Raw genomic sequence first — 21916 nt, forward strand, 5'->3', positions numbered from 1 at the left:
AATGACTCGCCGATAAGTCTTGTTGTTTTCGAGGACACCAGAGGAGAATGGGAATGCACGGCACAGTCGATTACAAGACGCAGGCGCAGTCCATTCGTTTGCCCACCAGCATGATCGTCAACGGAAACCCGGTCGCGGCCTTGTCGGGCAAGACATACCCCACCATCAATCCGGCGACCGGCAAGGTCCTGGCCGACCTCCCGGCAGGTTCAGCGGCTGACGTCAATAGCGCGGTTGCCGCGGCAAGGCAGGCCTTCGAGGATGGTCGCTGGTCGAAGCTGACACCGGCCAACCGCAAGCAGGTCCTTCTGAGGCTCGCCTCCGTCATCGAGGAAAATGCGCTCGAGCTGGCGCTGATGGAGAGCATCGACAGCGGCAAGACCATCACAGATTGCATCAATATCGACGTGCCGGAGGCGGTCAATAGCCTCAGATGGCATGCCGAGGCTATCGACAAGATCTACGACCAGGTCTCGCCGGCAAACGATTCTTCGCTGGGACTCATCGTGCGCGAGCCGATCGGCGTCGTGGGCATCGTTCTTCCCTGGAACTTCCCACTTCTCATGCTCGCCTGGAAGATCGGCCCCGCGCTTGCCGCGGGCTGCACTATGGTGGTCAAGCCGGCGGAAGAGACATCGCTGACGACATTGCGGGTGGCCGAGCTTGCGCTCGAGGCCGGGATCCCGGCCGGCGTCTTCAACGTCGTGACCGGCGATGGTCCTGATGTCGGCGAACCGATCGGCCGTCACGCGGATATCGACGCCGTCTCCTTCACCGGCTCGACCGAGACCGGCCGCCGCTTCCTCAAATATTCCTCGGAGAGCAATCTCAAGGAAGTCGTCCTGGAGATGGGCGGCAAGAACCCCTGCATCGTCATGGATGACGTTCGCAACCTCGATGCCGTGGCCGCGCACATCTGCAACGGCGCGTTCTGGAACGTCGGCCAGAACTGCTCGGCCATCTCGCGCCTGTTTGTTCACAGAGCGGTGAAAGACCAGCTACTTGAAAAGCTGGCGGAGGTCGCAAAGACCTGGACCGTGGGCGATCCGCTTGCCCCCGAGACCCGCATCGGTCCGCTGGTTTCGACCGTTCATTTCGAGAAGGTGAGCAGCTATCTGGAAAATGATGGAAAGGTCGTCGTTGGCGGAAAGGTCGTCGGCGGCACGACAATCGAACCGACGATCATCGAATTTCCCCGTCATGAGGGTAAGCAAATTCGCGAGGAGATCTTCGGGCCTATCCTCTCGGTCATTCCTGTCGATTCGCTTGCCGAAGCAGTCTCGCTGGCCAATCAGACCGAATATGGCCTGGCGGCTTCGGTATTCGCCGGCGACGGAACGAAGGCGCTTAGAGCGGCGCGCGCGATCAGGGCGGGTACGGTGACCGTCAACTGCTACGGTGAGGGCGACGCCGCCACGCCGTTCGGCGGCTACAAGCAATCGGGCTTCGGTGGTCGCGACAAGTCTATCCACGCGCACGATCAATATTGCCAGACCAAGACCCTGTGGGTCGACCTGAGCAGCTCCGACGAAGGGATTTGATATGTCGACCTTTGCATTTCCTGGTCTCAACTTGGCAATCACGACCCCATTCAACGCGAACGGACAAGTCGATTTCGGGCGTTTCGAGGACCTTATCGAGCGCTATCTGGCGGCGGGCGTCGATGGTTTCGTGTTTAGCTCCGGCACAGGCATGCATGTCTATCTGACGCCTGAGGAATCGAGATCCGTCATCGAGCGCGGTGCGCGAGTGGTGGGCGGACGAGCCAAGGTGATCGCCCAGACTTCGGCACTGCTTACGCCCGATGTCGTGACAAGAACACAGTTCGCCAAGGATGCCGGTGCAGATGGCGTGATGGTGCTGCCGCCCTTCTTCGAAGGCCCATCGGACGACGACAGCATCTTCAACTTCTATGCCGACGTGGCCAAGGTCGGGCTGCCGATCATCGGGTATAACGTGCCCCAGGCCGTGGGCGTTCGCATCACCCCCGGTTTGCTACGCAAGCTTTGCGAATTGCCCGAGTTCCATGCCGTGAAAGACAGCAGCGGCGACCTGATCTCGCAGGTCCGCCTGGTTGGCACCGGCCTTGGCGTCATCAACGGGGCCGACCCGCTCGTTCCCTTCTCGCTGTTCGCCGGTTGCTCTGGCCTGATCTGGGGCGGCGCCAACATCGCGCCCCGGACCTGCGTTGCGATCACCAAGGCTGCTAGGGAAAGAAGATGGGACGACGTCCAGTCGATCTGGCGCCAACTCGAGCCCCTGATGTCCCAGCTTTGGGAAGGCGACTACGTCCAGCATGTGTATGCGGCTGCGGAACTCACCGGCTATGGCTGCGGTGCGGCGCGCAAGCCTTTCGGCTCGTTGTCTTCGGACCGGATCGCATCACTGCGGCAGGCTCTGCGCGGCCTGACAGAGCAAGAAGCCTTGTGACAATGGGAAAAACTTTTCGCGCCCGCCGGCTGCCGGCGCATGGTGTGGAACCAGGCTGGGCGGCGCTGCTTCCTGCCAGGACGTCGACGCCGGAGCTCGATCGCGCCATCATGGCCGATGTGGTCGTCATCGGCGCGGGCTTCGCCGGTTTGGCCGCGGCCACGAGACTGACTGAGCTCGATCCAGGCCTTTCCGTGGCGGTCATCGATGCCGATGTCGTGGGAAATGGTGCCAGCGGCCGCAACTCCGGTTTCCTCATCGACCTGCCCCATGACATCTCGTCGGGAAATTTCGGGGTGGACGCCGCCACCAAGAGCCGCAACGAGATAACCGTCGCGCGAAGCGCCATCCAGCTTTACGCGCGACTGGCACACACCAATGGCTGGGACAAAGACGTCTTCGATCCCAGCGGCAAGTACACCGTGGCCATGACCGATGCCGGCAAGGAGCATCTAACGACATATTCTTCCAAGCTGAAGGCGTTGGGCGAACCCCACCAACTCCTTGGCGCGGCCGAGATCGCCGACGTCACGGGCACGCGTTCCTTCAAGTCGGGCCTCTTCACTCCAGGGGCTGCCATGATCCAGCCGGTTGCACTGGTGCAGTGCATCGCCGAGTCCTTTGAGGGATCACCCGTCAAGCTGTTCGAACGGACGCCGGCGCTCTCGATCGAAACCTTGCCGGCCGGGTGCAAGGTCACGACGCCCAGAGGCGAGATCAGGGCCGACAAGGTGATCCTGGCGACGAACGGGCATGCTGAAAGCTTCGGCTTCGGAAGCGGTGAGCTTCTCCACGTTTTCACTTACGCATCCTTGACGGAGCCTTTTGCACCCTCAGCGCTTGGCGGGCTGAGGAAGTGGGGAGCAACGCCGGCCGCACCCATGGGCACGACGGTAAGACGCATCAACGGCGTTGACGGGGATAGGGTCCTCATCCGGTCGCGCTATAGCTATATTCCAAGCATCGAAGTGGGCGCGAGCTCGATGAGGGGCGCGAGCAAGCTTCACGACCGCAAGTTCGCGGACCGCTTTCCTGAACATCGTCACCTGAAATTCCAGTTCCGCTGGGCCGGCGCGATGGCCCTCACCTGGAACACCGTGCCCCTGTTCGGCGAACTTGAGGAGCGCATCTTCTGCGCCTGCGCCTGCAACGGCATCGGCGGGACAAAAGCTACGGCCGCGGGCATCGCGACGGCGGAGCTCGTCGTCGGTCACCGGTCCGCGCTCGGAGACATATTCCAGACATTCGATAAGCCACAGAAATTGCCTTCGAGGCCGCTCGTCGAAGTGGGAGCACGCTTCAACCTTGCAATGCGCGAATGGCGGGCCGGGCGCGAATAGCTTCGGAGCCGCGCCGGCTCCAATCGGCTGTGACTTTGCCCCGCAGCGATCTCGAATGCGAGCCGACGCGCCGGCCGGTCGAAGGCGCGGCACTGGCTGAACTGATGTCGAGCGCACCGCCGCAGGCATCCTTCTTAGCGCGAGGAAGGAGCGTCACGAGAAGTATGAAGGCCGAAAGCGCCAGGATCAGCACGTTGGTGATGATGAGGGGTGAGCCACAGCGCGAACCCGACGATGTTGATGGCGTACATCGGTGCCGATATGCTGCCGGTGTCCCGGGTCTTGATGATCTTTCAGGCTAGTCATCTGGAACCAAAGTAAGCTTCATTTTGTTCGGCTTCTGTCACAAGAGCAGGAGTTTGATCGATGGTTGGCAGGCAGGCGGACGTCGTCGTTCTGAGCGACGCGGATAGACGTTTTCTCGAATCTCAGGTGCGCCGGCATAAAGCGCCACGCTCCTTGTCGGATCGATGCCGGATGATCCTTTTGTGCGCGCAGGGTTTGCAAAGCAAAGACGTTACCGAACGCCTGGGTGTTCACGAGCACACGGTTGGCAAGTGGCGCCGCCGGTTCGTACAGGATGGTATTGAAGGGCTGACAGATGAATATCGTGCCGGTCGACCGCGAACTGTCTCCGATACCCAGGTTGCCCAGGTCGTCGAGCGTACGTTGAACACCACTCCTAAGGATGCCACGCACTGGTCCATCCGCTCGATGGCTGCCGACAGCGGCCTTTCGCATACCACCATCCGTCGGATCTGGACCGCGTTTGGCCTGCAGCCGCATCGTGCCGAGACATTCAAGCTTTCCTCTGATCCGCTCTTTGTCGACAAGGTGCAGGACATCGTCGGTCTTTACATGTCGCCTCCGGACCGGGCGGTCGTGCTTTGCGTGGATGAGAAGTCGCAAATCCAGGCCTTGGATCGCGAGCAGCCTGTGCTGCCCATGGCACCGGGCGTCGCCGAACGGCGCACCCATACCTATGTCCGCAACGGCACGACATCGCTGTTTGCCGCGCTAGATGTTGCTACCGGGGCGGTGATCGGTCAGTGCTACAAGCGTCACCGGGCCACCGAATTCCTCGATTTCCTGAAGCGGATCGACGCCGAAATGCCCGATGGGCCGGACGTGCATCTGGTGATGGACAACTATGCGACCCACAAGACGCCGAGGATCAAGGCCTGGCTTGCGCGCCGTCCACACTGGGCGGGATGATCCAGCTGGCCTGGCACTTTCTCCGCTTCCAGAAGGATAGCGCCTTGGCACGATGGTTTCAGAAGCGGACCGAGGACGGCTGCGGCGGCACGCGCAACACCATGATAGTGGCTGTGGCGCGCCGTCTGCTCATCGCGCTCTGGCGCATGGCCACCATGGGCGAAATCCCGCAGGGCGTTACATTGCGTGCCGCTGCATAGCAAAGAAGGAGAGGACCACGCTATCGGGGTCTGATGCGCCAACTGCGCCAGGTCCCCAACGATCCGAAGCGGTAGCGAACCGGCACTGCACATGGGCTTTGCACCGTAATTAAGAATGGTCCCGCCGCCCTGGGGCCTTGCTCGCGATGCGCATTACTGCATCATGGCCGGGTCAAAGCACCCGCCGCATACAAGTACGCGAGAGCAATGTCTCGCCACGCGCAGGCTCCCCTCGGTATCGACGTCCGCGATCAATAGGTCGGCGGCGCTGTCGTGGATGGAGCAGCTGCCCCAACGCAAACGAGACCAATGAATGGATGCAAAAAGACCGTTGACAAACAAACTCCCATACAAGTGCAGTACGACACGGTGGACGGGCGACCACACTATCCCGGCAAGTCTCGAGTTTGAACATAGTCACGAAATACGATGTCTCATAAGGCGGACCTGCCGAGCTGAGGGATTCCGCTCTCCTTCTGCCCTTCCGGACAAGAGCAGCCCAATAAAGGCCAGTCGCCTTATGAAACATTCGCCTTATGAGACCTCAATGACTGAGATAAAGGCGTCCCGGCCACTCGACAGGAACTTACCGGCCCCATCACTTGCCGACAGCAGGGCGTCCATATTTTCGATGCTCGGCGATCCGGACGGAGGAAGCTGGCATCGCCGCGAGATATTTAGTTGCGGCGACGTCACGGTCGCCGCCTCTTAGAGAATGATGCCGAACTTAAACGTAACGAGAAGAAGGAAGAGAGTAGCGCATACAAGGAAGGATATCACTGTTGCATGGATTCCTTGCTTGACATCGGTGGGGACCAATGTCTCTCCCGAGGTGAATAGAGACTGTGGCATTCCTAAATTGCTCCCGATCTGCCTCGTACTCATGCTTATAAGCCCCGGGATAACGCGCTGCGGCTTGTAGTTATTGCCACCAGCGGTGGTCACCCCCGGCAGGCCGTGGGATTGCAGCCATAAACCTGCCGAAAACATTTTGAGAAATGCGATGCCGACGCGAACCCGCAGGCGATCGCAATCTCGACGATCGGCATGTCCGTTTGCTGAACGAGACGTTTGGCGCGAGCAAGCCTCAAGGTCATGTAGTAGCGCATCGGAGAGGATGAAACAGCCCGCTCGAATAGCCGCTCGATTTGACGTCTGGAGCGGCCGATGCACTTGGCAATGTCGCGCAGCGGAAGCGGATCCTCGACATGTTCTTCCATGATCCGGATGATCTCCGCAAGCGCCTTCGAGGTCACCATTTCACTGCCGGTGATCGTCCATTGCCTGTCGCACGCCGAGCGCCAGTGCCCGGCCGTGGTATGTCTGCAGACAGCCAATGCCGTGTCCTTGCCGAGATGCTCGCTGATCAGATCCATGACGAGGTCGAACGAGGCAAACTCGCCAGCGCATGTGGCGAGTTGCGCATCTCTGACAAAAAGCCGGTCCGTCACCAGAAGACGCGCGAAGGTTTCGCCTAGGGCAGCCCGCTTGTCCCAATGGATCGTGCAGGCGCTGTCTTCGAGCACTCCGCTTTCGGCCAGCAGCCATGTAGCGGTGCCGAGCGCTGCAAGCGGAGTGCCGAATCTCTTGCAAAGGCGAAGTATCCTGCTCAACGACGCTGACGCCTGCTCTTCGACCCGTTCGCCGGCGCACACGACAACCATGCTCGGTCCCTTGCAGGCCTGGATGCTCTCCGCGATCCCCCCAAAGTCAGCGGCAACCGCAAGGCTGAATCCGCTGGCGCATTCGACCGGCTGTCCGTCCGGACTGACCATCGTCCAATCGAAAAACCGCCGCCCGATGACCGAATTCGCCAGGCGAAGCGGATCCACGAAGGCGGACAGGCTGAGCTGGGAAAACCCGGGAAGCGCAAGGATGGTCAGGCGCAACGTTTCGTGGTGGCCATCGATCTGTGGCCGGCCCGGGCTCCATCCCACGATGCGCGAACGGTCCCCCACTGAAAAAGGCGCATTCATCAGGTCACAAGTCCCTTTCGATGTTGCTCGACAACTCGCGGGCGGAAACGCCGGCGCATCCAACGTTGGCTTCAGCCGTGAACGTTGTGGCGCCGCTTCATGAAGTCCTTGGCGGTCTCGACCGCCACGGCCGCGTCGCGGCAATAGGCGTCGGCGCCGACGGCCTTGCCGAATTCCTCGTTGAGCGGCGCGCCGCCGACCAGCACGACGTAATCGTCGCGAATGCCCTTTTCCTTCATCGTGTCGATGACGACCTTCATGTAAGGCATGGTCGTGGTGAGCAGCGCCGACATGCCGATGATGTCGGGCTGATGCTCTTCGATCGCGGCCATATATTTTTCGACCGCATTGTTGATGCCGAGGTCGATGACGTCGAAACCGGCGCCTTCCATCATCATGCCGACGAGGTTCTTGCCGATGTCGTGGATGTCGCCCTTGACGGTGCCGATGACCATCTTGCCCTGCTTGGGCGCGCCGGTGGCGGCAAGCAGCGGGCGCAGGATGAACATGCCGGCCTTCATCGCGTTGGCCGACAGCAGCACTTCCGGCACGAACAGGATGCCGTCGCGGAAATCCTCGCCGACGATGCGCATGCCTTCGACCAGCGCCTCGGTCAGCACCGTATAAGGCACCCAGCCACGCTCGAGGAGAATGTGCGTTCCCTGCTCGATCTCTTCCTTCAGCCCGTCATAGAGGTCGTCGTGCATCTGCTGCACGAGTTCCTCGTCGGAGAGCTCGGAAAGGATGATCTCGTCATCGGCCATGTCGGTTTTGCCTCATTTTCTGTCGAGAAAGGTCGGTACCCCACGCTCGACGGGGTACCGACCAGGCTTCCGGTGAAGCCTTGGGAGTTGAATGGCAAACGGGACACGAAGACCATGAATCCCGCAGCCTTGACCTTGTGCGGCGGCGCCTCGCGCCTGCCTCGAGTAGCGCCGAGGTCGCCAGCCGACGTCAGAAAATTGCCAGTCGCCCGTCACGGCAACCCTGTCGGGCAATGACTTTTATTTGTTTGACCAGGTCGCGCTCCATCGTGCCGGATCCGTAACCCAACTGGCCTCCCGTCGATCTGGCGCAATTGAGATCATTGATACCGATCGTCGGCATGCTTATAGAGAACGGCGCGAGACGCAATTTACTTTTTGTCGGGACCGGTATAACAATTTCTCATGTCGAAGGACTATCGTAGGCTTCCTTTGAGCGCCCTTCGGGCATTCGAGGCAGCGGCACGCTATCTGAGCTTTACCAAGGCTGCCAACGAGCTATCGGTTACCCAGGCGGCGGTCAGCCGCCACATTCTGACACTGGAGGACCACCTCCAGGTCCAGCTGTTCAACCGGGGTAACCAGAAGGTTTCGCTGTCGGCACCCGGCGAGGAATTGTTCGAGGCCGTGACGTTGAGCCTCGGGCATATGGCAGCAGCCTTCGACAGCGTGCGCAGGAGGCAGAAGGCCCAGCCGCTGACCGTCGGCATGCCGATGTCCTTCGCGACCCTGTTCATGAGCCGCCGCATCGGTGACTTCGTCGCAGCGAACCCGAAAGTCGATGTCCATCTGGTCTCCCTCGAGCGCAGCCCCGCGCCGGCAACGGACGATTTCGACGTTTCCGTGGTCATGGGGTATCTGCCGCGCCCGGGCTTCACCGCCATCGAACTCTTCAGCGAGGAGGTGTTCCCGGTTTGCAGCAAAGCCTATCACTCACAATCGCCGCAAATCCTGTCGCCTGCGGATCTGGTAAATGAGGTACTGCTGGTCATGGACGACCAGCATTGGTCTGCCTATCCATGGTCGCCTTTCGACTGGGTACAATGGCTAGAGCAATTCGGAATCGCGTCCTCCTTCAAGCGCACCATCACCTTCAACAATTATCCGGCGCTGATGCAGTCGGTGATCAGAGGCTATGGCATCGGCCTGGGCTGGCGTCATCTGGTGAATGACTATGTCAATGAAGGCACGTTGATAAGGCCTCTCGGGGAAAGCTATCTCACCGGCCGGAAGCATCATCTGGTCATTCCGGACACGGCGATCGGGCGCGAAGACGTGCAGATCTTCCGCGACTGGCTGATTGCCGAGGTCAAGGACCTGAAGCCGGCCGCGCCATCATCAACTGCCGAGCTTGATGGCGGCGCGCCGGTGTTCGGCCATGAGACCCTAATCGCGCATACGGAGCCGCACTCGCCCGATAACATTTAGTCGGGCGCGTATAACTATTTGTTCGGTTGTTTTGTCGTCCCCGCGTCGCTAGCGTTCCTGGAGTGAGAAGGACCACAACTCACGGATGTGGTGATTTCCGGGCGGGAGTGGATCAAATGCGACGCACGCAGCAACCGTTCTAGCTTTCGAGCATGCTGCGGTGGCTGCTGACCGCAGCCAATCCTTCCGCCGCTGGACAAACCGGGGCGGCGCTGCGCTCATCGCATGGGCGATATCCAGAAGCACTCAATAGTCAGTTTCTGGTCGAAAGGAGCTTTTGTGAGTCTGGCCGATATCTTAGATCCGTTCAAAAGCTGGCACCTGCCCTTCAGTCAGTGGGTTCAGGACGTGTTGACCTGGGTGGTCACGAATTATCGCCCGCTGTTCCAGACCTTGAAATGGCCTTTCGACAAGCTGCTCACGGCTTTTAATCTCGGGCTCAGCGGCATACCGCCGCTCATCACCATCTTATTCGTCGGGCTGATTGCCTGGCAGATCGCCGGCTGGCGCCTGGCGCTTCAGGTTGCGGGCCTGTTGGTGGTTGTCGGTCTCCTGGGCATCTGGGGTGAAACGATGACGACGCTGTCTCTCGTCTTCACCGCCGTGGTCTTCTGCATGATCGTCGGCATCCCGATTGGGGTGATCGCCGGTCGCAGCGATCGGGCCGCCGCGATCTGCCGGCCGATCCTGGACACGATGCAGACGGTTCCCTCATTCGTCTATCTCGTGCCTGTCGTCATGCTGTTCGGGATCGGTAATGTGCCGGGCGTGATCGTGACGATCATTTTTGCGCTGCCGCCCGTTATCAGGCTGACCGCGTTGGGCATGCGGCAGGTCCCCGAAGAGGTCGTCGAGGCCATGCGCGCCTTCGGAGCCACCAACAACCAGCTTCTGTTCAAGGCTCAGTTACCGCTGGCGCTTCCGAGCATACTTGCAGGCGTCAACCAGACATTGATGATGTCGCTTTCAATGGTGGTCGTTGCCTCCATGATTGCCGTCGGCGGGCTTGGCCAGATGGTCTTGCGCGGGATCGGTCGCCTGGATGTCGGCCTCGCCGCGACCGGCGGACTTGGAATCGTTATTCTTGCCATCATCCTCGATCGCCTGACCCAGGCTGCAATGTCGCGACGCAGACAGTTCGGCCACGTCGCCTGGTACAGTCGGGGGCCAGCATCCGTGTTTACAACGATGCTCAGACCCTCCATCTCGTCTGCCGGCTCCGACGACTGGAAAGTGGGCGCCACTGAACTCCTGGCTCAAGACAACGGGAGCGACTATGAGCGCTCCGCCTAGCGTGGAAAGGCGCCACCGGCACTTGATGTTGCGGCGGGGGTTTCTGGCTGCTTGGCGCTGTGCCGAAGCCCGCAACGGCCACCTCAAACAATAGAACGTTGCGCTGTGGCCGCATGCTCGTCCGGCACCCATTCATCCAGCGGGCGAAACCTCTAGATCGTGGAGCTTACCTTTGAAAGCGCACTCCGTTGAATTCAAGGACGTCTGGAAGGTCTTCGGATCGGGTTCGAAGCTCGACCTCGCCAGCATCCAGCGCAACGATCATTCCAAGGCCACGCTTCTCGAAAAATACGGCTGCGTTGCCGCCGTTGCCGGTGTCTCCTTCAAAGTCGAGGCAGGCGAGATCTTTTGTGTCATGGGGCTTTCCGGAAGCGGCAAGTCGACGCTGGTCCGGCATGTCAACCGGCTGATCAAACCCAGCGCCGGCCAGATCATCGTCGGCGGCGAAGACATCAACCTGAAATCCGAAAATGAGATGCGCGAGCTGCGCGCCCGCACGATGGGGATGGTCTTCCAGAACGTAGCACTTCTTCCCCACCGCACGGTGCGCGATAACGTGGCCTTGAGCCTGGAACTGCGAAAGGCAAGCGTGCGGCAGCGCCGTGAGATCGCGGAGGAAAAGCTCGAGCTCGTCCAGCTTGCCGGATGGGGCGACCGTTACCCCGACCAGCTCTCGGGCGGAATGAAACAAAGGGTCGGCCTAGCTCGGGCCCTGGCGGCCGATCCCTCCATCTTGCTGATGGACGAACCCTTCTCGGCCCTCGACCCGCTCATTCGCCGGGACTTGCAGGATCAGTTCAAGGCGCTTTCGACGAAGTTGGCAAAGACCACACTTTTCATCACCCATGACCTTGATGAAGCCGTCCGGCTTGGACACCACATCGGTGTGATGAAGGACGGAAGGATGCTCCAGATCGGCTCCGCCGACGAGATACTCGGCAGCCCGAATGACCCTTATGTCGAAAAATTTGTCCAGGGAAGCAGCCGGTTGAGGCTTCTAAAGGCCGAAACGGTGATGTTGCCGCTTGAGGAATTCAAGAGTGTCGGACAGGGCCAGCCGCTGGCGGATGCTCCGCGACTGAGGCTTGATACGCCGATCGAGGAGCTCCTGGGCTTGTCCAACCGACACGGCAACACGCCGATGGTGGTGGTCGACGAAAGCGGCGTCGATGTCGGCGTGATCACCGCATCGTCAATCTTGCGAGGCGTCCATGAGCGCCTCTAGGGACAACATGACGATGCGCGCAGGCGTGCTCGCTGCCAATTCCTCTCGTGATCCGCTGGTTGAACTACAATGAAGACTGCCCGCAAGACCGCGATCGTCACCGGAGCTGCCGGCGGGATGGGCCAAGCGATCTGCGCGAAGTTCGTGGCCAACGGATATTTCGTCGTCGCCGGCGACACGAATGCGGAGGTATTGCAGGACACGATCGCCATATTGAACCAGACGGGCGAGAATGCGCTGGCGAGACCTGGGGACCTGCGAACCAAGGCCTTTTGCGAGGATTTGGTCGACACCGCGATCAACCTGACCGGTCGCCTCGACGCCCTCGTCAACAATGCCGGCGTCATCACGCGTGGGACGATCCTGGAAACAAGCGACGAGGATTGGGAGCGGACCTTCGACATCAATCTGAAGGCGATATTCTACACTTGCCGGCGAGCAGTTGGCTTCATGAAGGAAAACGGAGGCGGTTCGATCGTCAACATCTCCTCGACGTGGGGCGTCTATCCCGGGCCCGGTCACGCAGCCTACTGCGCGAGCAAGGCTGCGGTAGCCACGTTTTCAAAATGTCTGGGGCGAGACCACGCGGGAGACGGCATCAGGGTTAATGCCGTTTGCCCCGGTGAGATTGATACCCCCATGCTTCGCTCGGGCTTTGTCCATCGTGGGTTCGAACCCGTCACGGCGGTGGCCGAACTCAGCAGGTCGAACCCTCTTGGCCGGCTTGGCGAACCCGAAAACATCGCCGATGCAGTGTACTTTCTGAGTTCGGATGCCGCCCGTTTCATTGCGGGGACCACGCTCGAGGTCGCGGGAGCCAAAGCCGTCTACTAGCCCCGGTCCGCGCGGCTCGCTTTCCGGCGGCCACGACACTGAAATTTCGAGGTTTCAGCAGAAATCGGCGTCAGCCGGCTCCTTAATTGGGGACTTCGCGACCGGGCGGCGCAATCCGCGTCCCGGGCAGGGATTCGCGTGCCGATACGAGCTTGTAAATGCAGGTGGGGATCCGGTCATAACTTCAGTTCATAAGTTACATTATTTTTTATTGGTGGTTAGCGTCATGGCAGAGCCATATATTGCGTCGTAAATCAGGGATGACAAGAAATGTCCGCGAGATCAGGCGGCCGAGGCGCTCGGCAAAAATTGCGTTCTGACAGAACGGTTACTTTCTTACCGCCGCTTGAGCGCGGACTACCTTATATGGATTTGCTGAGCTGCGAGGATTTGCTTCGGGTTCATAATATATCTATGCAGATACTGGAAGAAATAGGAATAGAATTTCGCGATGATGAGGCGGTCGAGCTCTGGCGCGCGGCCGGCGCGGACGTCGTCGACCAGCGCATCAGGATCGACAGGAATCAGCTGCTGGAGCTGGTCGCCAAAGCTCCAGAGACCTTCACCGTCGTTGCCAGGAATCCGGCCAGGACGATCAGCCTCGGTGGCCGAAAAAGCATTTTCGTGCCGGCTTACGGATCGCCGAATGTGCTCGATTTGGAGGGAAGGAGGCGGAACTCGACGATCGAGGATTTCACCAATTTCGCCAAGCTCGCCTACCAAGCCCCGGCAATCCACATGACAGGCGGTGTGCTTTGCGAGCCGATGGACATCGCGGTGCCCAAGCGCCACCTGCACATGAACTACAGCCTGATACGCTATTCGGACAAACCGTTCATGGGAGCGGTGACCTCGCGCGAGAGGGCAGAGGACACGCTCGCCATGGCCAAGATCGTCTTCGGGGAGGAGTTCGTCCAGGACAACACAGTCATCATCTCGCTTGCTAATTGCAACTCTCCGCTGGTCTGGGACGCAACGATGCTCGACGCGGTCAAGGTTTATTCCGCCAACAACCAGGCCATGATCTTCGCCCCCTTCGTGCTGGGCGGCGCCAGCACCGCGGCGAGCACCGTGGCGGCGGTTGCGCAGCTCAACGCGGAGGCGCTTGCCGGCATCGCGTTTGCGCAGCTCGTGCGGCCTGGCGCGCCATGCATCTATGGCCAGTGGCTGGCGACGGTCTCTATGAAGAGCGGCGCGCCGATGGCCGGCACGCCCGAGATCTGCCACATGAACCTGCTGGTCGGCCAACTGGCCAGGCACTACAAACTTCCCTGGCGCTGCAGCGGCAGCAACACGAGCTCCAAGCTTGTCGATGCCCAGGCAGGCTATGAGGCGGCGCGCAACATGTATGGCGCGCTGATCGCCGGAGCGAACTTCGTGCTTTCGACGACGGGTTATCTTGAGGCCGCTTTGACCCAGAGCTACAGCAAGTTCATGCTCGACGCCGAACAGATGGTGATGTTCTACAAGCTCGGCCAGGGCATCGTCGCGCGCGAGATCGACGAGGCGATGGATGCGATAAGGCAGAGCGAGCCAGGGTCTCACTATCTGGGGACCGAGCATACGCTGAAGAATTTCGAGAACGCCTTTTTCGTCCCCGAATTGATGAACCACGACAGCTTCGAGCAGTGGTCCTTCAATGGCTCCAAGGATGCCAACACAAGGGGATTGGAGGCAGCCGTGCGGGCGCTGAAGGAATACGAGGCGCCGCCCATCGACGAAGCCGTTGATGAGGGGCTTCTGGACTTCATCAAGCGCAGGGAATCCGAAATCGGCGATGCCGTGCTCTAGCCTGCCGCCGAACGGGATCGACTTTTCCGGGGGGCGAGTGAGCGAAGCGGTGAGGGCGCTAGCTCTGCCACTGGATGGGGCTCGTTGCTGGCCCAGATCCCCGGCCGGCAGGCGGCGGGCCAGACGGAACCAGATCCGACTATCGCGTGGACGAAACCCGATGAATGCTCCTGCCAACATCAGTACCCTCAGGTCACCGGTAACGCTTGACAATCCGGCCGAGGGCGGCCGAATGGGACTGCTGATCCTAGTCCTGCCAGGGTTTTCGCACCTCGCGCTGCATGCTTTCCTCGAGCCGTTCCGAATTGCCAACACCGTGTCGAGAATGGAGCTCTTCCGCTGGCGGATCGCAGGGCTGGACGCGGGAGCCGTTCGGGGTGCCAACGGTATTTCGGTAGCTGTCGATACGACGATTGGGGAACAACAGGTCCGTTTGCAAAATTGCAAACCGGATCACCTAGCAATCGTCGCCGGTGAAATGGTGGAGCACCAGTTCACGCCACAGCTGAACAGCTTCTTGCGCGCGACCGCGCGTCACGCGGTCCCGATGGCGGCGGTCGGGACGGCGACGTGGCTGCTCGCCCAGACCGGGCTTCTGACAGGTACGCGCTGCACGATCCATTGGTCCCGGCTCGCTGCTTTCTCGGAGGTGTTTGCCCAGCTGCGGATCCGGGACACTCTGTTTGTCAGAGATGGCCAGTTCTCGACCTGCGCCGGCGAACTGGCAGCCTTTGATTTGGCGGTCGATCTCATTGCCAACCGTTCCGGCGCGTTTATCGCGCAGGAGGTTTGTCGACATGCCGTCGTCGAGGGCCAACGATCCGGATCAAACCGACAGACTGGGCCTTCGAGTATTGCCTTTGCAGGGGTCAGTGAAAAGCTGCTGATGGCAATGAGGATCATGGAGGAAAACATCGAGAACCCGGTCGCCATGGCCGAAGTCGCGCGACGGGCTGGGGTGTCGCGGCGCCAGCTGGAACGGTTGTTTTCCACGCAAGTCGGGATGCCGCCGGTGCGTCAGTACCTAAGAATTCGTCTGGACCACGCCAAACGGCTGATCGAGGGCACGCGCCTGCCCATCATCGACGTCGCGATCGCCTGTGGCTTTGTTTCCCCATCCCACTTCGCAAAGTGCTTCAAGATCTGCAATGGCATCTCGCCGCAAAAGTGTCGCTCGATGGTCCCCTCCTGGGTGGGACCCGGGCTTGGCTAGCCGGTTGCCAAAGACGGAGGACCTCGTAAGGCCGCGACCGACAGGCACGCCAGACGTGAATGGGAGCGGGTGGCGCTCAAGGCGTGTTCGCCAGCTGCTGTGTACCTGAAGAAAAATCGAGAGTAGGGGCACCATACCTACGGGTTAGCCATTCTTCAAACGGTTCGATCGGAAATTCAGGAGCTCGATCTGCAGGCCAAGCCAATTGATACTGGTCCTTGGTCTGTAGGGACTGCGGAAAAGGCGCCACAAGGCGTCCTGATTCCAGCAAATTGCCAAGCTGGCGAAGCCAGCCCAAAGCCACGCCTTGACCTGCTAGACAGGCTTGTATCGTGTTGTAGTAATTGTTGAAGCCCATTGGCTGATGGTTTCGCGGCAGCTCCATGGAGAATTCCCTCAGCCAATGCCGCCAGCCCACCCAAGATGGATGCTGCGCCTGCATATACAACAGTTCGCAATTCTGCAGGTCAGACAGTTCCCGCAACGGTCCATTCCTGTCTAAAAGCTCTGGCGAGCAGACAGGAGTGAGCACATCAGAAAAGAGCGGTCGGGTTACGAACCCGGGAAGGTCGGGCTCGCCAAAGATTAAGGCGAGATCAACCTGCCCCGTGGGCTCGATGCCCTGTGGGTCCCAAGTCACTAGAAAAATCTCTCGCCCGAGAAAACATTGTCGAACTTCCGCAAGGCGAGGAAGCAGCATGAATGCTCCGTTTGCGGTTGATGTCGACAACACGATTTGCCCTTTGGAGCGCTCCTGGATCAAATCTTCAAGCGCGTCGACAATCTGAGATGAGGCAAGCGAGTAGGCTTTCAAAAGCCGCTGTCCCGCCGAGGTCAAGGTTATCTTCTTGTGCGAACGAACGAAGAGTGGTTGGCCAAGTCGCCTCTCAAGCTCAATGATCTGTTTGCTGATCGAGCTTTGTGACAGGCCAATCTCTTCTCCCCCCAGCGTGAAGCTTCCCTGCCGTGCAGCTGCTTCAAAGGCGGGCAGGAGCCGTTGGATGTTTCGGTGAAGCGACTTCTTTCGCATGCAATTCCCGGTGGTGCGACGCACGATCTAGCTGAACGGAAAACTTCACATTGCACTAGCGGCGGAAGCCCCATGGCTGGCGCGACCGTCGGTTTTTGTCCACAGGACCGACCCTTCGCTTGCGATGGTTTTGCGAATGCCAAAATCGCCGATAGGGATTATGCGCTTTCCTAGACAAGTTTGAAACCCTGAATGTTCCAAGCCTATGGCAAGGCCTCCCAAGCGCTGTTGCATTCGTCCAGGGAATGCAGCGCGATCTTAGTTTTCATTTGAACCCGCCGCCTTCTGGTAACATCTTTACCGGACCGACACAGGGCATGAATTTTGCTACGCCCGCTCCAACGAAAGCACCAGAATGCGCAACATCTTTACATTCGGCCATCGCCCCGCCCAGCGAAACTGGACGGTCGCAGACTTGCGCGCCAACAAGGGCAAGCTGCAACTAACGGAAGTTACAGCCATGAACGGCGAACAGGCCGCGCGGGCCGCCGCCGCCGGAATTGATACCATCGTCACCCGATCCCAAATGCTGAAAGAGGTCCGCGCCGCCGCCCCAAACACCTTCCTGACCGCCGCGTTGATGTTGGTTGATCACCCGACCGAAAAGGATGTCCTGGACGGCGCAATGCGGGCAATGGGCGAAGGGGCCGATGCACTCTACACCACCAGAAGCCTGGATACGATCAAGATGCTCGCGGATCTCGACTTTCCTGTGATGGGGCATGTCGGGCTTGTACCGCCCTACAGCACATGGATCGGCGGGCTTCGGGCCGTTGGTACTACCGCCGACGAGGCTCTGAAGGTGGTCGAGAGCTTTCGCGCCATGGAAAGGGCCGGAGCGTTCGCGGTCGAGGTGGAACTCGTTCCTCAGCAGGTGCTGGAGGAAATCAACAAGCAAACCACCCTGGTTACTTTTTCTATTGGGTCGGGATCGGGAGGAGACGTCACGTTTCTGTTCTCCGAGGACATCTGCGGGGAAACCGAAGATCCACCGCGTCACGCCTTCGCCTACGGAAATGTGCGTCGGTTACACGCGCAGATGGAGCGCGAACGCATAGATGCTCTAAGCGCATTTCAATCCGACGTGCGTGCCGGAACTTTCCCTTATGAGCGTGTCTCGATCTCGATGAAGCGAGAAGAGCTTGAGGCATTTCGAACCCGGTTCGGCAAAGTAGATCGCTTGAGCGTCGCCAGAGGATAACGAGATGACCGACGATGCCACAAAGCGGCCAGGGACACCTGCTACAGGGTCGACTTGGAACTACCATCCCGAGCTCCCGCTAAAAGATAACTCGGTGTTCGACTTCAAGCGTGGACCGCTGGAAGCGGTCAAGCTGCTGTGGAATTCTTGGAAGCCGATCTCGGACCGTTGGATCGTCATCGGGGTGTCGGTTCTTACGTGGTTCTATCTCTCGCCGTCATTGCAAGTGGCGCACGAATTTAAGTTCGACTGGATCGCCACACTCTATTTTCGTAATTTGCTAATCCTGACCATCTTGGCAGGCGGAATGCATCTCTATCTGTATACTTTCAAAATGCAAGGCAATCGCTTCCGGTATGACGGCCGCCCATTCCATAAAAAGAATGCATCGTTCACGTTTAGCAGTCAGTTTGCCGACAACGTATTCTGGTCCATAGCGAGCGGGGTTACTGTCTGGACCGCCTATGAGATCATCGGGCTTTGGGCGTTTGCCAACGGATATATGCCTATGCTCTCGCTTACAACTAATTGGACTGCGTGTTTATTGTGGTTTGTCCTATTGCCGTTCTACGGATTGTTACATTTCTACTGGATTCATCGATTATTGCATTGGGGGCCTCTATATAGATGGGCGCATTCACTTCATCATCGTAACGTGAATGTCGGTCCTTGGTCGGGGATGTCAATGCATCCGATGGAGCACATTCTATATCTCAGTTCCGTCCTGATCCACTTTGTAATCGCTTCGCATCCGCTTCACTTGATATATCATCTTCAATCTAAGGTACTTCTGGCTATCAGTTCTCACGCTGGATACGAGTCCATCGCACTGGGAGAGAATAGTACTTCTGCCTTGCGGGTTGGCGATTTCTTTCATCAGCTACATCACAGATACTTTGAATGTAATTACGGCGAACCAGAAGTTCCTTGTGACAGGTGGTTTGGAACTCTCCACGACGGTTCGGAAGAAGCAACGGCGCGAACGCGCGCTCGATTGAAAGAAATGCGCAAGAAAAAGTGAATCGCGGCGTTTGGGTTCGCCTGAGCTAGTGCGAACTCCCAGCGGACACAAATCTTCACGTAAATTTGCGTCCACCACCACAGTCAATTGGAGGACGATCAATGGTCAAAATCACGTACATTGAACACAACGGGCGCGTGCACGACGTGGACGTCGTCCAGGGCACAACGGTCATGGAAGGCGCTCGCGATCACGGCATCCCGGGGATCGAAGCAGATTGTGGTGGTGCGTGCTCTTGCGCGACCTGTCATGCGTTCATCGAACAAAGTTGGATTGCAAAACTCCCTGCTAAGCAACCGATGGAGCAGGATATGCTTGATTTTGCGTACCAGGCAGATCCCGCTCGATCGCGGCTGACATGCCAGATCAGGGTCAACGAAACCCTCGACGGACTAGTTCTGCGTCTACCCGAGCGGCAAGCTTGAGGGATAGCACTTCGGCATTTGTTCAAACCGATCGGCCCAAGTCGATCTGTCGGCCAAGGAAGCGCAATGTCTGGAATTGTGGTGATCGGCGCCGGCCAAGCGGGAGCATCGCTAGCAGCCAAGGCACGCATGCTAGGCTACTCAGCTCCGATAACGCTGATCGGCGAAGAACCAATGGCGCCGTATCAACGTCCTCCCTTGTCCAAAGGATATCTGCTCGGCGAACTCAGCCCTGAGAGGCTTTTTCTTCGTGCGCCGTCCTTCTGGAAAGAGCACGAAATTACCCTCGCGCTGGATCGACGTGTCACCGCGATCGATCGGGCATCGTCCACGGTAACTGCAGGTGGTGACATTGTACCGTTTGATCACCTTGTGTTCGCGACCGGTTCAAATGCAAGGCGACTGCCGCAGGAGATAGGCGGCGCATTGGGCGGGGTGCATACGATCCGGACGCTTGCAGATGTCGACGGACTTATGGCCGACTTCCGCCCAGGTCGGAGATTGCTCGTTGTTGGTGGGGGATATATCGGCCTCGAGGCCGCCGCGGTTAGTGCAAAGCTCGGGCTCGAGGTCACATTGGTTGAGGCGGCGCCCCGAATACTGCAACGGGTAGCCGCTGCGGAGACATCCAACTTCTTTCGCGACCTGCATTCCGCAAATGGCGTTGCGATCCTAGAGGGCGTCGGGGTCAATCGTCTTGTCGGCGAGAAACGCATCGCTGCCGCACTCTTGTCAAATGGCACTAGCCTGGCGGTTGACTTGGTTATCGTAGGTGTCGGCGTCATGCCGAGGACGCGGCTTGCGGAGCAAGCGGGTCTCGCGGTCGAGAATGGAATCTGGACCGACGCCCAGGGCCGAACTTCCGATCCAAGTATTTGGGCTGCTGGCGAATGCGTATCCTTCCCTTGGAAGGGGGGCCGCGTTCGAATTGAAAGCGTGGGGCATGCGATCGAGCATTCGGAGGTGGTGGCGGAGAACATCGTCGGGGGCTCCAAGGAATATGACGCCAAGCCATGGTTCTGGTCCGATCAGTATGACGTCAAATTGCAGATCGCGGGCTTAAATACCGGACATGATCGGGTGGTCGAACGTAGGAACGACAACGGTTCGAGGTCGATCTGGTATTTCCGGGCCAATCAGCTGGTTGCGGTGGACGCCATAAATGATCCGCGGGCCTACATGATAGGCAAACGAATTGTCGAGTCGCGCCAGACGATATCGGCCAACGACGTAGTCGATGCATCGAAAGACGTTAGGTCGCTGCTGGCGAGCGTTCCGGACCCGCCGAACCGTAGAGCGGCCGCCCCTCAGTTCCCGAACACTGGCTGAGAGCGATCATGCAACAGTCCTTAGCGGAGCACGACCCGCAGACAATCGGAGGCGCCCGAAAAACAACCCACCCGACCCGCACTAATTAATTACCACAACCAAAAAGGGGAATACCATGAGGTACAAATCAGTAATCGCTCCGACACTATTGATCGCGGCAGCAGCTCTTACTCTCGGCGCTGCCATTGCAGATGAACTGCCTGGCAAGGGCATCACGGTCCAACCCTCGGACCAGAATTATACCGTCGAATGGTTTCAAGAGGAACTCGTCAGTATGGGTCTCCAAGAACTTGGCTACGACGTCAAGGAGCCCGTGTCCATGCAATTGCAGGCCGCTTTTCTGGCCGTCGCCAACGGCGATGCAACAATCTACTCGGGTTACGCGGATCCGCTACACAAAGCATTCTATGAGAAAGCAGGCGGGAAGGCGAAGCTCCAGCCCGTCGGAACCTTGGTCGATGGCTCCGTTCAAGGTTATCTCATCGACAAGAAAACTGCGGATGCCTACAAAATAAAAACCGTCAACCAGCTGAAAGATCCAGCTCTCGCCAAACTGTTTGACGTCGATGGCGACGGAAAAGCTGATCTATACGGATGCGATCCAGGCTGGGGTTGCGAGAGGATCATCGATCACCACCTCGACGCTTATGGACTCCGGGAAACTGTGACCCAGCTGCAGGGCAGCTACGAAACCATCATGGCTGATGCGATCGAACGCATCAAGGCCGGAAAGCCGACCCTTTATTATACGTGGACCCCGATGTGGTTAAGCGGAATATTGAGGCCAGGACACGAGGTCCAATGGCTGACTGTCACATTCACTGCTCTTCCCGAAGAACAGGCTGGCGCGGTCACCGAGGCAGCTGGGATAGGCAATACCGGTTTCCCGGTAATTACGCAGCACGTCATAGTCAACACCCCGTTTCTGGACAAGAATCCAGCCGCACGAAAATGGTTCGAGTTGCTCAACGTTTCGGTTGAAGACATCAACGCAGAGAACCAGCTCGTGCACGATGGGCAGAGCACGCGAGCCGATGTTCGAAAACACGCCGAGGATTGGAAGATCAAGCACAAAGCGCAATGGGACACCTGGATTGCAGAAGCCAAGGCAGCGGCAAAGTAGAGCTCCAGTTCCATTGTCTCCGTGTGAGGAAGGCGGGGTCGAAACGACCCCGCCTCCATGCACAAAGGGTACGCCGCG

The 21916-nt window shown here is 59.0% G+C and carries 18 protein-coding genes and 1 pseudogene; 16 read left to right on the forward strand and 3 right to left on the reverse strand.

Annotated features, from left to right (window positions below; genetic code table 11):
• The first annotated feature begins 53 nt into the window (after window positions 1–53).
• The 5 genes and pseudogenes from ACWGTO_RS29180 (at window position 54) to ACWGTO_RS29200 (ending at window position 5185) form a co-directional block, all read left to right on the forward strand.
• Window positions 54–1541 (forward strand): aldehyde dehydrogenase, encoded by a 1488-nt coding sequence (locus ACWGTO_RS29180; protein WP_454578244.1) that lies wholly within the window; start codon window positions 54–56, stop codon window positions 1539–1541.
• 1 nt (window position 1542) lies between these two features.
• Window positions 1543–2430: a dihydrodipicolinate synthase family protein gene (locus ACWGTO_RS29185; RefSeq protein ID WP_454578245.1), complete on the forward strand. Its 888-nt coding sequence runs from the start codon at window positions 1543–1545 to the stop codon at window positions 2428–2430.
• A 2-nt stretch (window positions 2431–2432) separates the two neighbouring features.
• Window positions 2433–3770, forward strand: coding sequence for an NAD(P)/FAD-dependent oxidoreductase (locus ACWGTO_RS29190; RefSeq protein WP_454578246.1), 1338 nt, complete (start codon window positions 2433–2435; stop codon window positions 3768–3770).
• Window positions 3771–4136: 366 nt separating this feature from the next.
• Window positions 4137–4976: pseudogene (locus ACWGTO_RS29195) on the forward strand (IS630 family transposase); the annotation flags it as partial.
• Window positions 4977–5029: 53 nt separating this feature from the next.
• Window positions 5030–5185 (forward strand): hypothetical protein, encoded by a 156-nt coding sequence (locus ACWGTO_RS29200; RefSeq protein ID WP_454578247.1) that lies wholly within the window; start codon window positions 5030–5032, stop codon window positions 5183–5185.
• Between the two features lie 941 nt (window positions 5186–6126).
• Here ACWGTO_RS29200 and ACWGTO_RS29205 read toward each other — a convergent pair.
• The gene (locus ACWGTO_RS29205) at window positions 6127–7161 is read right to left on the reverse strand and encodes a GlxA family transcriptional regulator (RefSeq protein ID WP_454578248.1); all 1035 of its coding nucleotides are present in this window, start codon (window positions 7159–7161) and stop codon (window positions 6127–6129) included.
• Between the two features lie 71 nt (window positions 7162–7232).
• A complete protein-coding gene (locus ACWGTO_RS29210; RefSeq protein ID WP_454578249.1) occupies window positions 7233–7925 on the reverse strand; it encodes a corrinoid protein in 693 nt (230 codons plus the stop codon).
• Window positions 7926–8357: 432 nt separating this feature from the next.
• Between ACWGTO_RS29210 and ACWGTO_RS29215 the strand changes: the two genes are divergently transcribed.
• The 6 genes from ACWGTO_RS29215 to ACWGTO_RS29240 all read left to right on the forward strand — a co-directional run bounded on the left by ACWGTO_RS29215 (window position 8358) and on the right by ACWGTO_RS29240 (window position 15709).
• Complete coding sequence (locus ACWGTO_RS29215) at window positions 8358–9353, forward strand: LysR substrate-binding domain-containing protein (RefSeq protein WP_454578250.1); 996 nt, start codon at window positions 8358–8360, stop codon at window positions 9351–9353.
• A 279-nt stretch (window positions 9354–9632) separates the two neighbouring features.
• Entirely contained in the window at window positions 9633–10646 is a 1014-nt protein-coding gene (locus tag ACWGTO_RS29220) for an ABC transporter permease (RefSeq protein WP_454578251.1), read from the forward strand.
• Window positions 10647–10818: 172 nt separating this feature from the next.
• Entirely contained in the window at window positions 10819–11871 is a 1053-nt protein-coding gene (locus tag ACWGTO_RS29225) for a quaternary amine ABC transporter ATP-binding protein (RefSeq protein WP_454578252.1), read from the forward strand.
• A gap of 69 nt (window positions 11872–11940) precedes the next feature.
• Entirely contained in the window at window positions 11941–12705 is a 765-nt protein-coding gene (locus ACWGTO_RS29230) for an SDR family NAD(P)-dependent oxidoreductase (protein WP_454578253.1), read from the forward strand.
• A gap of 270 nt (window positions 12706–12975) precedes the next feature.
• Window positions 12976–14496 (forward strand): trimethylamine methyltransferase family protein, encoded by a 1521-nt coding sequence (locus ACWGTO_RS29235; RefSeq protein ID WP_454578254.1) that lies wholly within the window; start codon window positions 12976–12978, stop codon window positions 14494–14496.
• A gap of 232 nt (window positions 14497–14728) precedes the next feature.
• Window positions 14729–15709, forward strand: a complete 981-nt coding sequence (locus tag ACWGTO_RS29240) for a GlxA family transcriptional regulator (RefSeq protein WP_454578255.1) — start codon at window positions 14729–14731, stop codon at window positions 15707–15709.
• A 76-nt stretch (window positions 15710–15785) separates the two neighbouring features.
• On the opposite strand, the gene ACWGTO_RS29245 is transcribed toward ACWGTO_RS29240, so the two are convergent.
• On the reverse strand, window positions 15786–16739 hold the full coding sequence (locus tag ACWGTO_RS29245; RefSeq protein ID WP_454578256.1) for a LysR substrate-binding domain-containing protein: 954 nt from the start codon (window positions 16737–16739) through the stop codon (window positions 15786–15788).
• A gap of 355 nt (window positions 16740–17094) precedes the next feature.
• Here ACWGTO_RS29245 and ACWGTO_RS29250 point away from each other — a divergent pair, with 355 nt between their 5' ends.
• The 5 genes from ACWGTO_RS29250 (at window position 17095) to proX (ending at window position 21838) form a co-directional block, all read left to right on the forward strand.
• Window positions 17095–17940, forward strand: a complete 846-nt coding sequence (locus ACWGTO_RS29250; RefSeq protein WP_454578257.1) for a 3-methyl-2-oxobutanoate hydroxymethyltransferase — start codon at window positions 17095–17097, stop codon at window positions 17938–17940.
• Window positions 17941–17944: 4 nt separating this feature from the next.
• Complete coding sequence (locus ACWGTO_RS29255) at window positions 17945–18961, forward strand: sterol desaturase family protein (protein ID WP_454578258.1); 1017 nt, start codon at window positions 17945–17947, stop codon at window positions 18959–18961.
• Between the two features lie 101 nt (window positions 18962–19062).
• Entirely contained in the window at window positions 19063–19386 is a 324-nt protein-coding gene (locus ACWGTO_RS29260; protein WP_454578259.1) for a 2Fe-2S iron-sulfur cluster-binding protein, read from the forward strand.
• Between the two features lie 66 nt (window positions 19387–19452).
• Window positions 19453–20715, forward strand: coding sequence for an NAD(P)/FAD-dependent oxidoreductase (locus ACWGTO_RS29265; protein WP_454578260.1), 1263 nt, complete (start codon window positions 19453–19455; stop codon window positions 20713–20715).
• 115 nt (window positions 20716–20830) lie between these two features.
• A complete protein-coding gene (gene proX / locus ACWGTO_RS29270) occupies window positions 20831–21838 on the forward strand; it encodes a glycine betaine/L-proline ABC transporter substrate-binding protein ProX (RefSeq protein WP_454578261.1) in 1008 nt (335 codons plus the stop codon).
• The last annotated feature ends 78 nt before the right edge of the window (window positions 21839–21916 follow it).

Source organism: Mesorhizobium sp. PL10 (assembly GCF_053714315.1).

What these genes read in the sequence shown, in the direction of transcription:
- ACWGTO_RS29180 (WP_454578244.1), top strand. Translation starts at nt 54, where the DNA reads ATGCACGGCACAGTCGATTACAAGACGCAGGCGCAGTCCATTCGTTTG.
- ACWGTO_RS29185 (WP_454578245.1), top strand. Translation starts at nt 1,543, where the DNA reads ATGTCGACCTTTGCATTTCCTGGTCTCAACTTGGCAATCACGACCCCA.
- ACWGTO_RS29190 (WP_454578246.1), top strand. Translation starts at nt 2,433, where the DNA reads ATGGGAAAAACTTTTCGCGCCCGCCGGCTGCCGGCGCATGGTGTGGAA.
- ACWGTO_RS29205 (WP_454578248.1), bottom strand. Translation starts at nt 7,161, where the DNA reads ATGAATGCGCCTTTTTCAGTGGGGGACCGTTCGCGCATCGTGGGATGG.
- ACWGTO_RS29210 (WP_454578249.1), bottom strand. Translation starts at nt 7,925, where the DNA reads ATGGCCGATGACGAGATCATCCTTTCCGAGCTCTCCGACGAGGAACTC.
- ACWGTO_RS29230 (WP_454578253.1), top strand. Translation starts at nt 11,941, where the DNA reads ATGAAGACTGCCCGCAAGACCGCGATCGTCACCGGAGCTGCCGGCGGG.
- ACWGTO_RS29235 (WP_454578254.1), top strand. Translation starts at nt 12,976, where the DNA reads ATGTCCGCGAGATCAGGCGGCCGAGGCGCTCGGCAAAAATTGCGTTCT.
- ACWGTO_RS29240 (WP_454578255.1), top strand. Translation starts at nt 14,729, where the DNA reads ATGGGACTGCTGATCCTAGTCCTGCCAGGGTTTTCGCACCTCGCGCTG.
- ACWGTO_RS29245 (WP_454578256.1), bottom strand. Translation starts at nt 16,739, where the DNA reads ATGCGAAAGAAGTCGCTTCACCGAAACATCCAACGGCTCCTGCCCGCC.
- ACWGTO_RS29250 (WP_454578257.1), top strand. Translation starts at nt 17,095, where the DNA reads ATGCGCAACATCTTTACATTCGGCCATCGCCCCGCCCAGCGAAACTGG.
- ACWGTO_RS29255 (WP_454578258.1), top strand. Translation starts at nt 17,945, where the DNA reads ATGACCGACGATGCCACAAAGCGGCCAGGGACACCTGCTACAGGGTCG.
- ACWGTO_RS29260 (WP_454578259.1), top strand. Translation starts at nt 19,063, where the DNA reads ATGGTCAAAATCACGTACATTGAACACAACGGGCGCGTGCACGACGTG.
- ACWGTO_RS29265 (WP_454578260.1), top strand. Translation starts at nt 19,453, where the DNA reads ATGTCTGGAATTGTGGTGATCGGCGCCGGCCAAGCGGGAGCATCGCTA.
- proX (WP_454578261.1), top strand. Translation starts at nt 20,831, where the DNA reads ATGAGGTACAAATCAGTAATCGCTCCGACACTATTGATCGCGGCAGCA.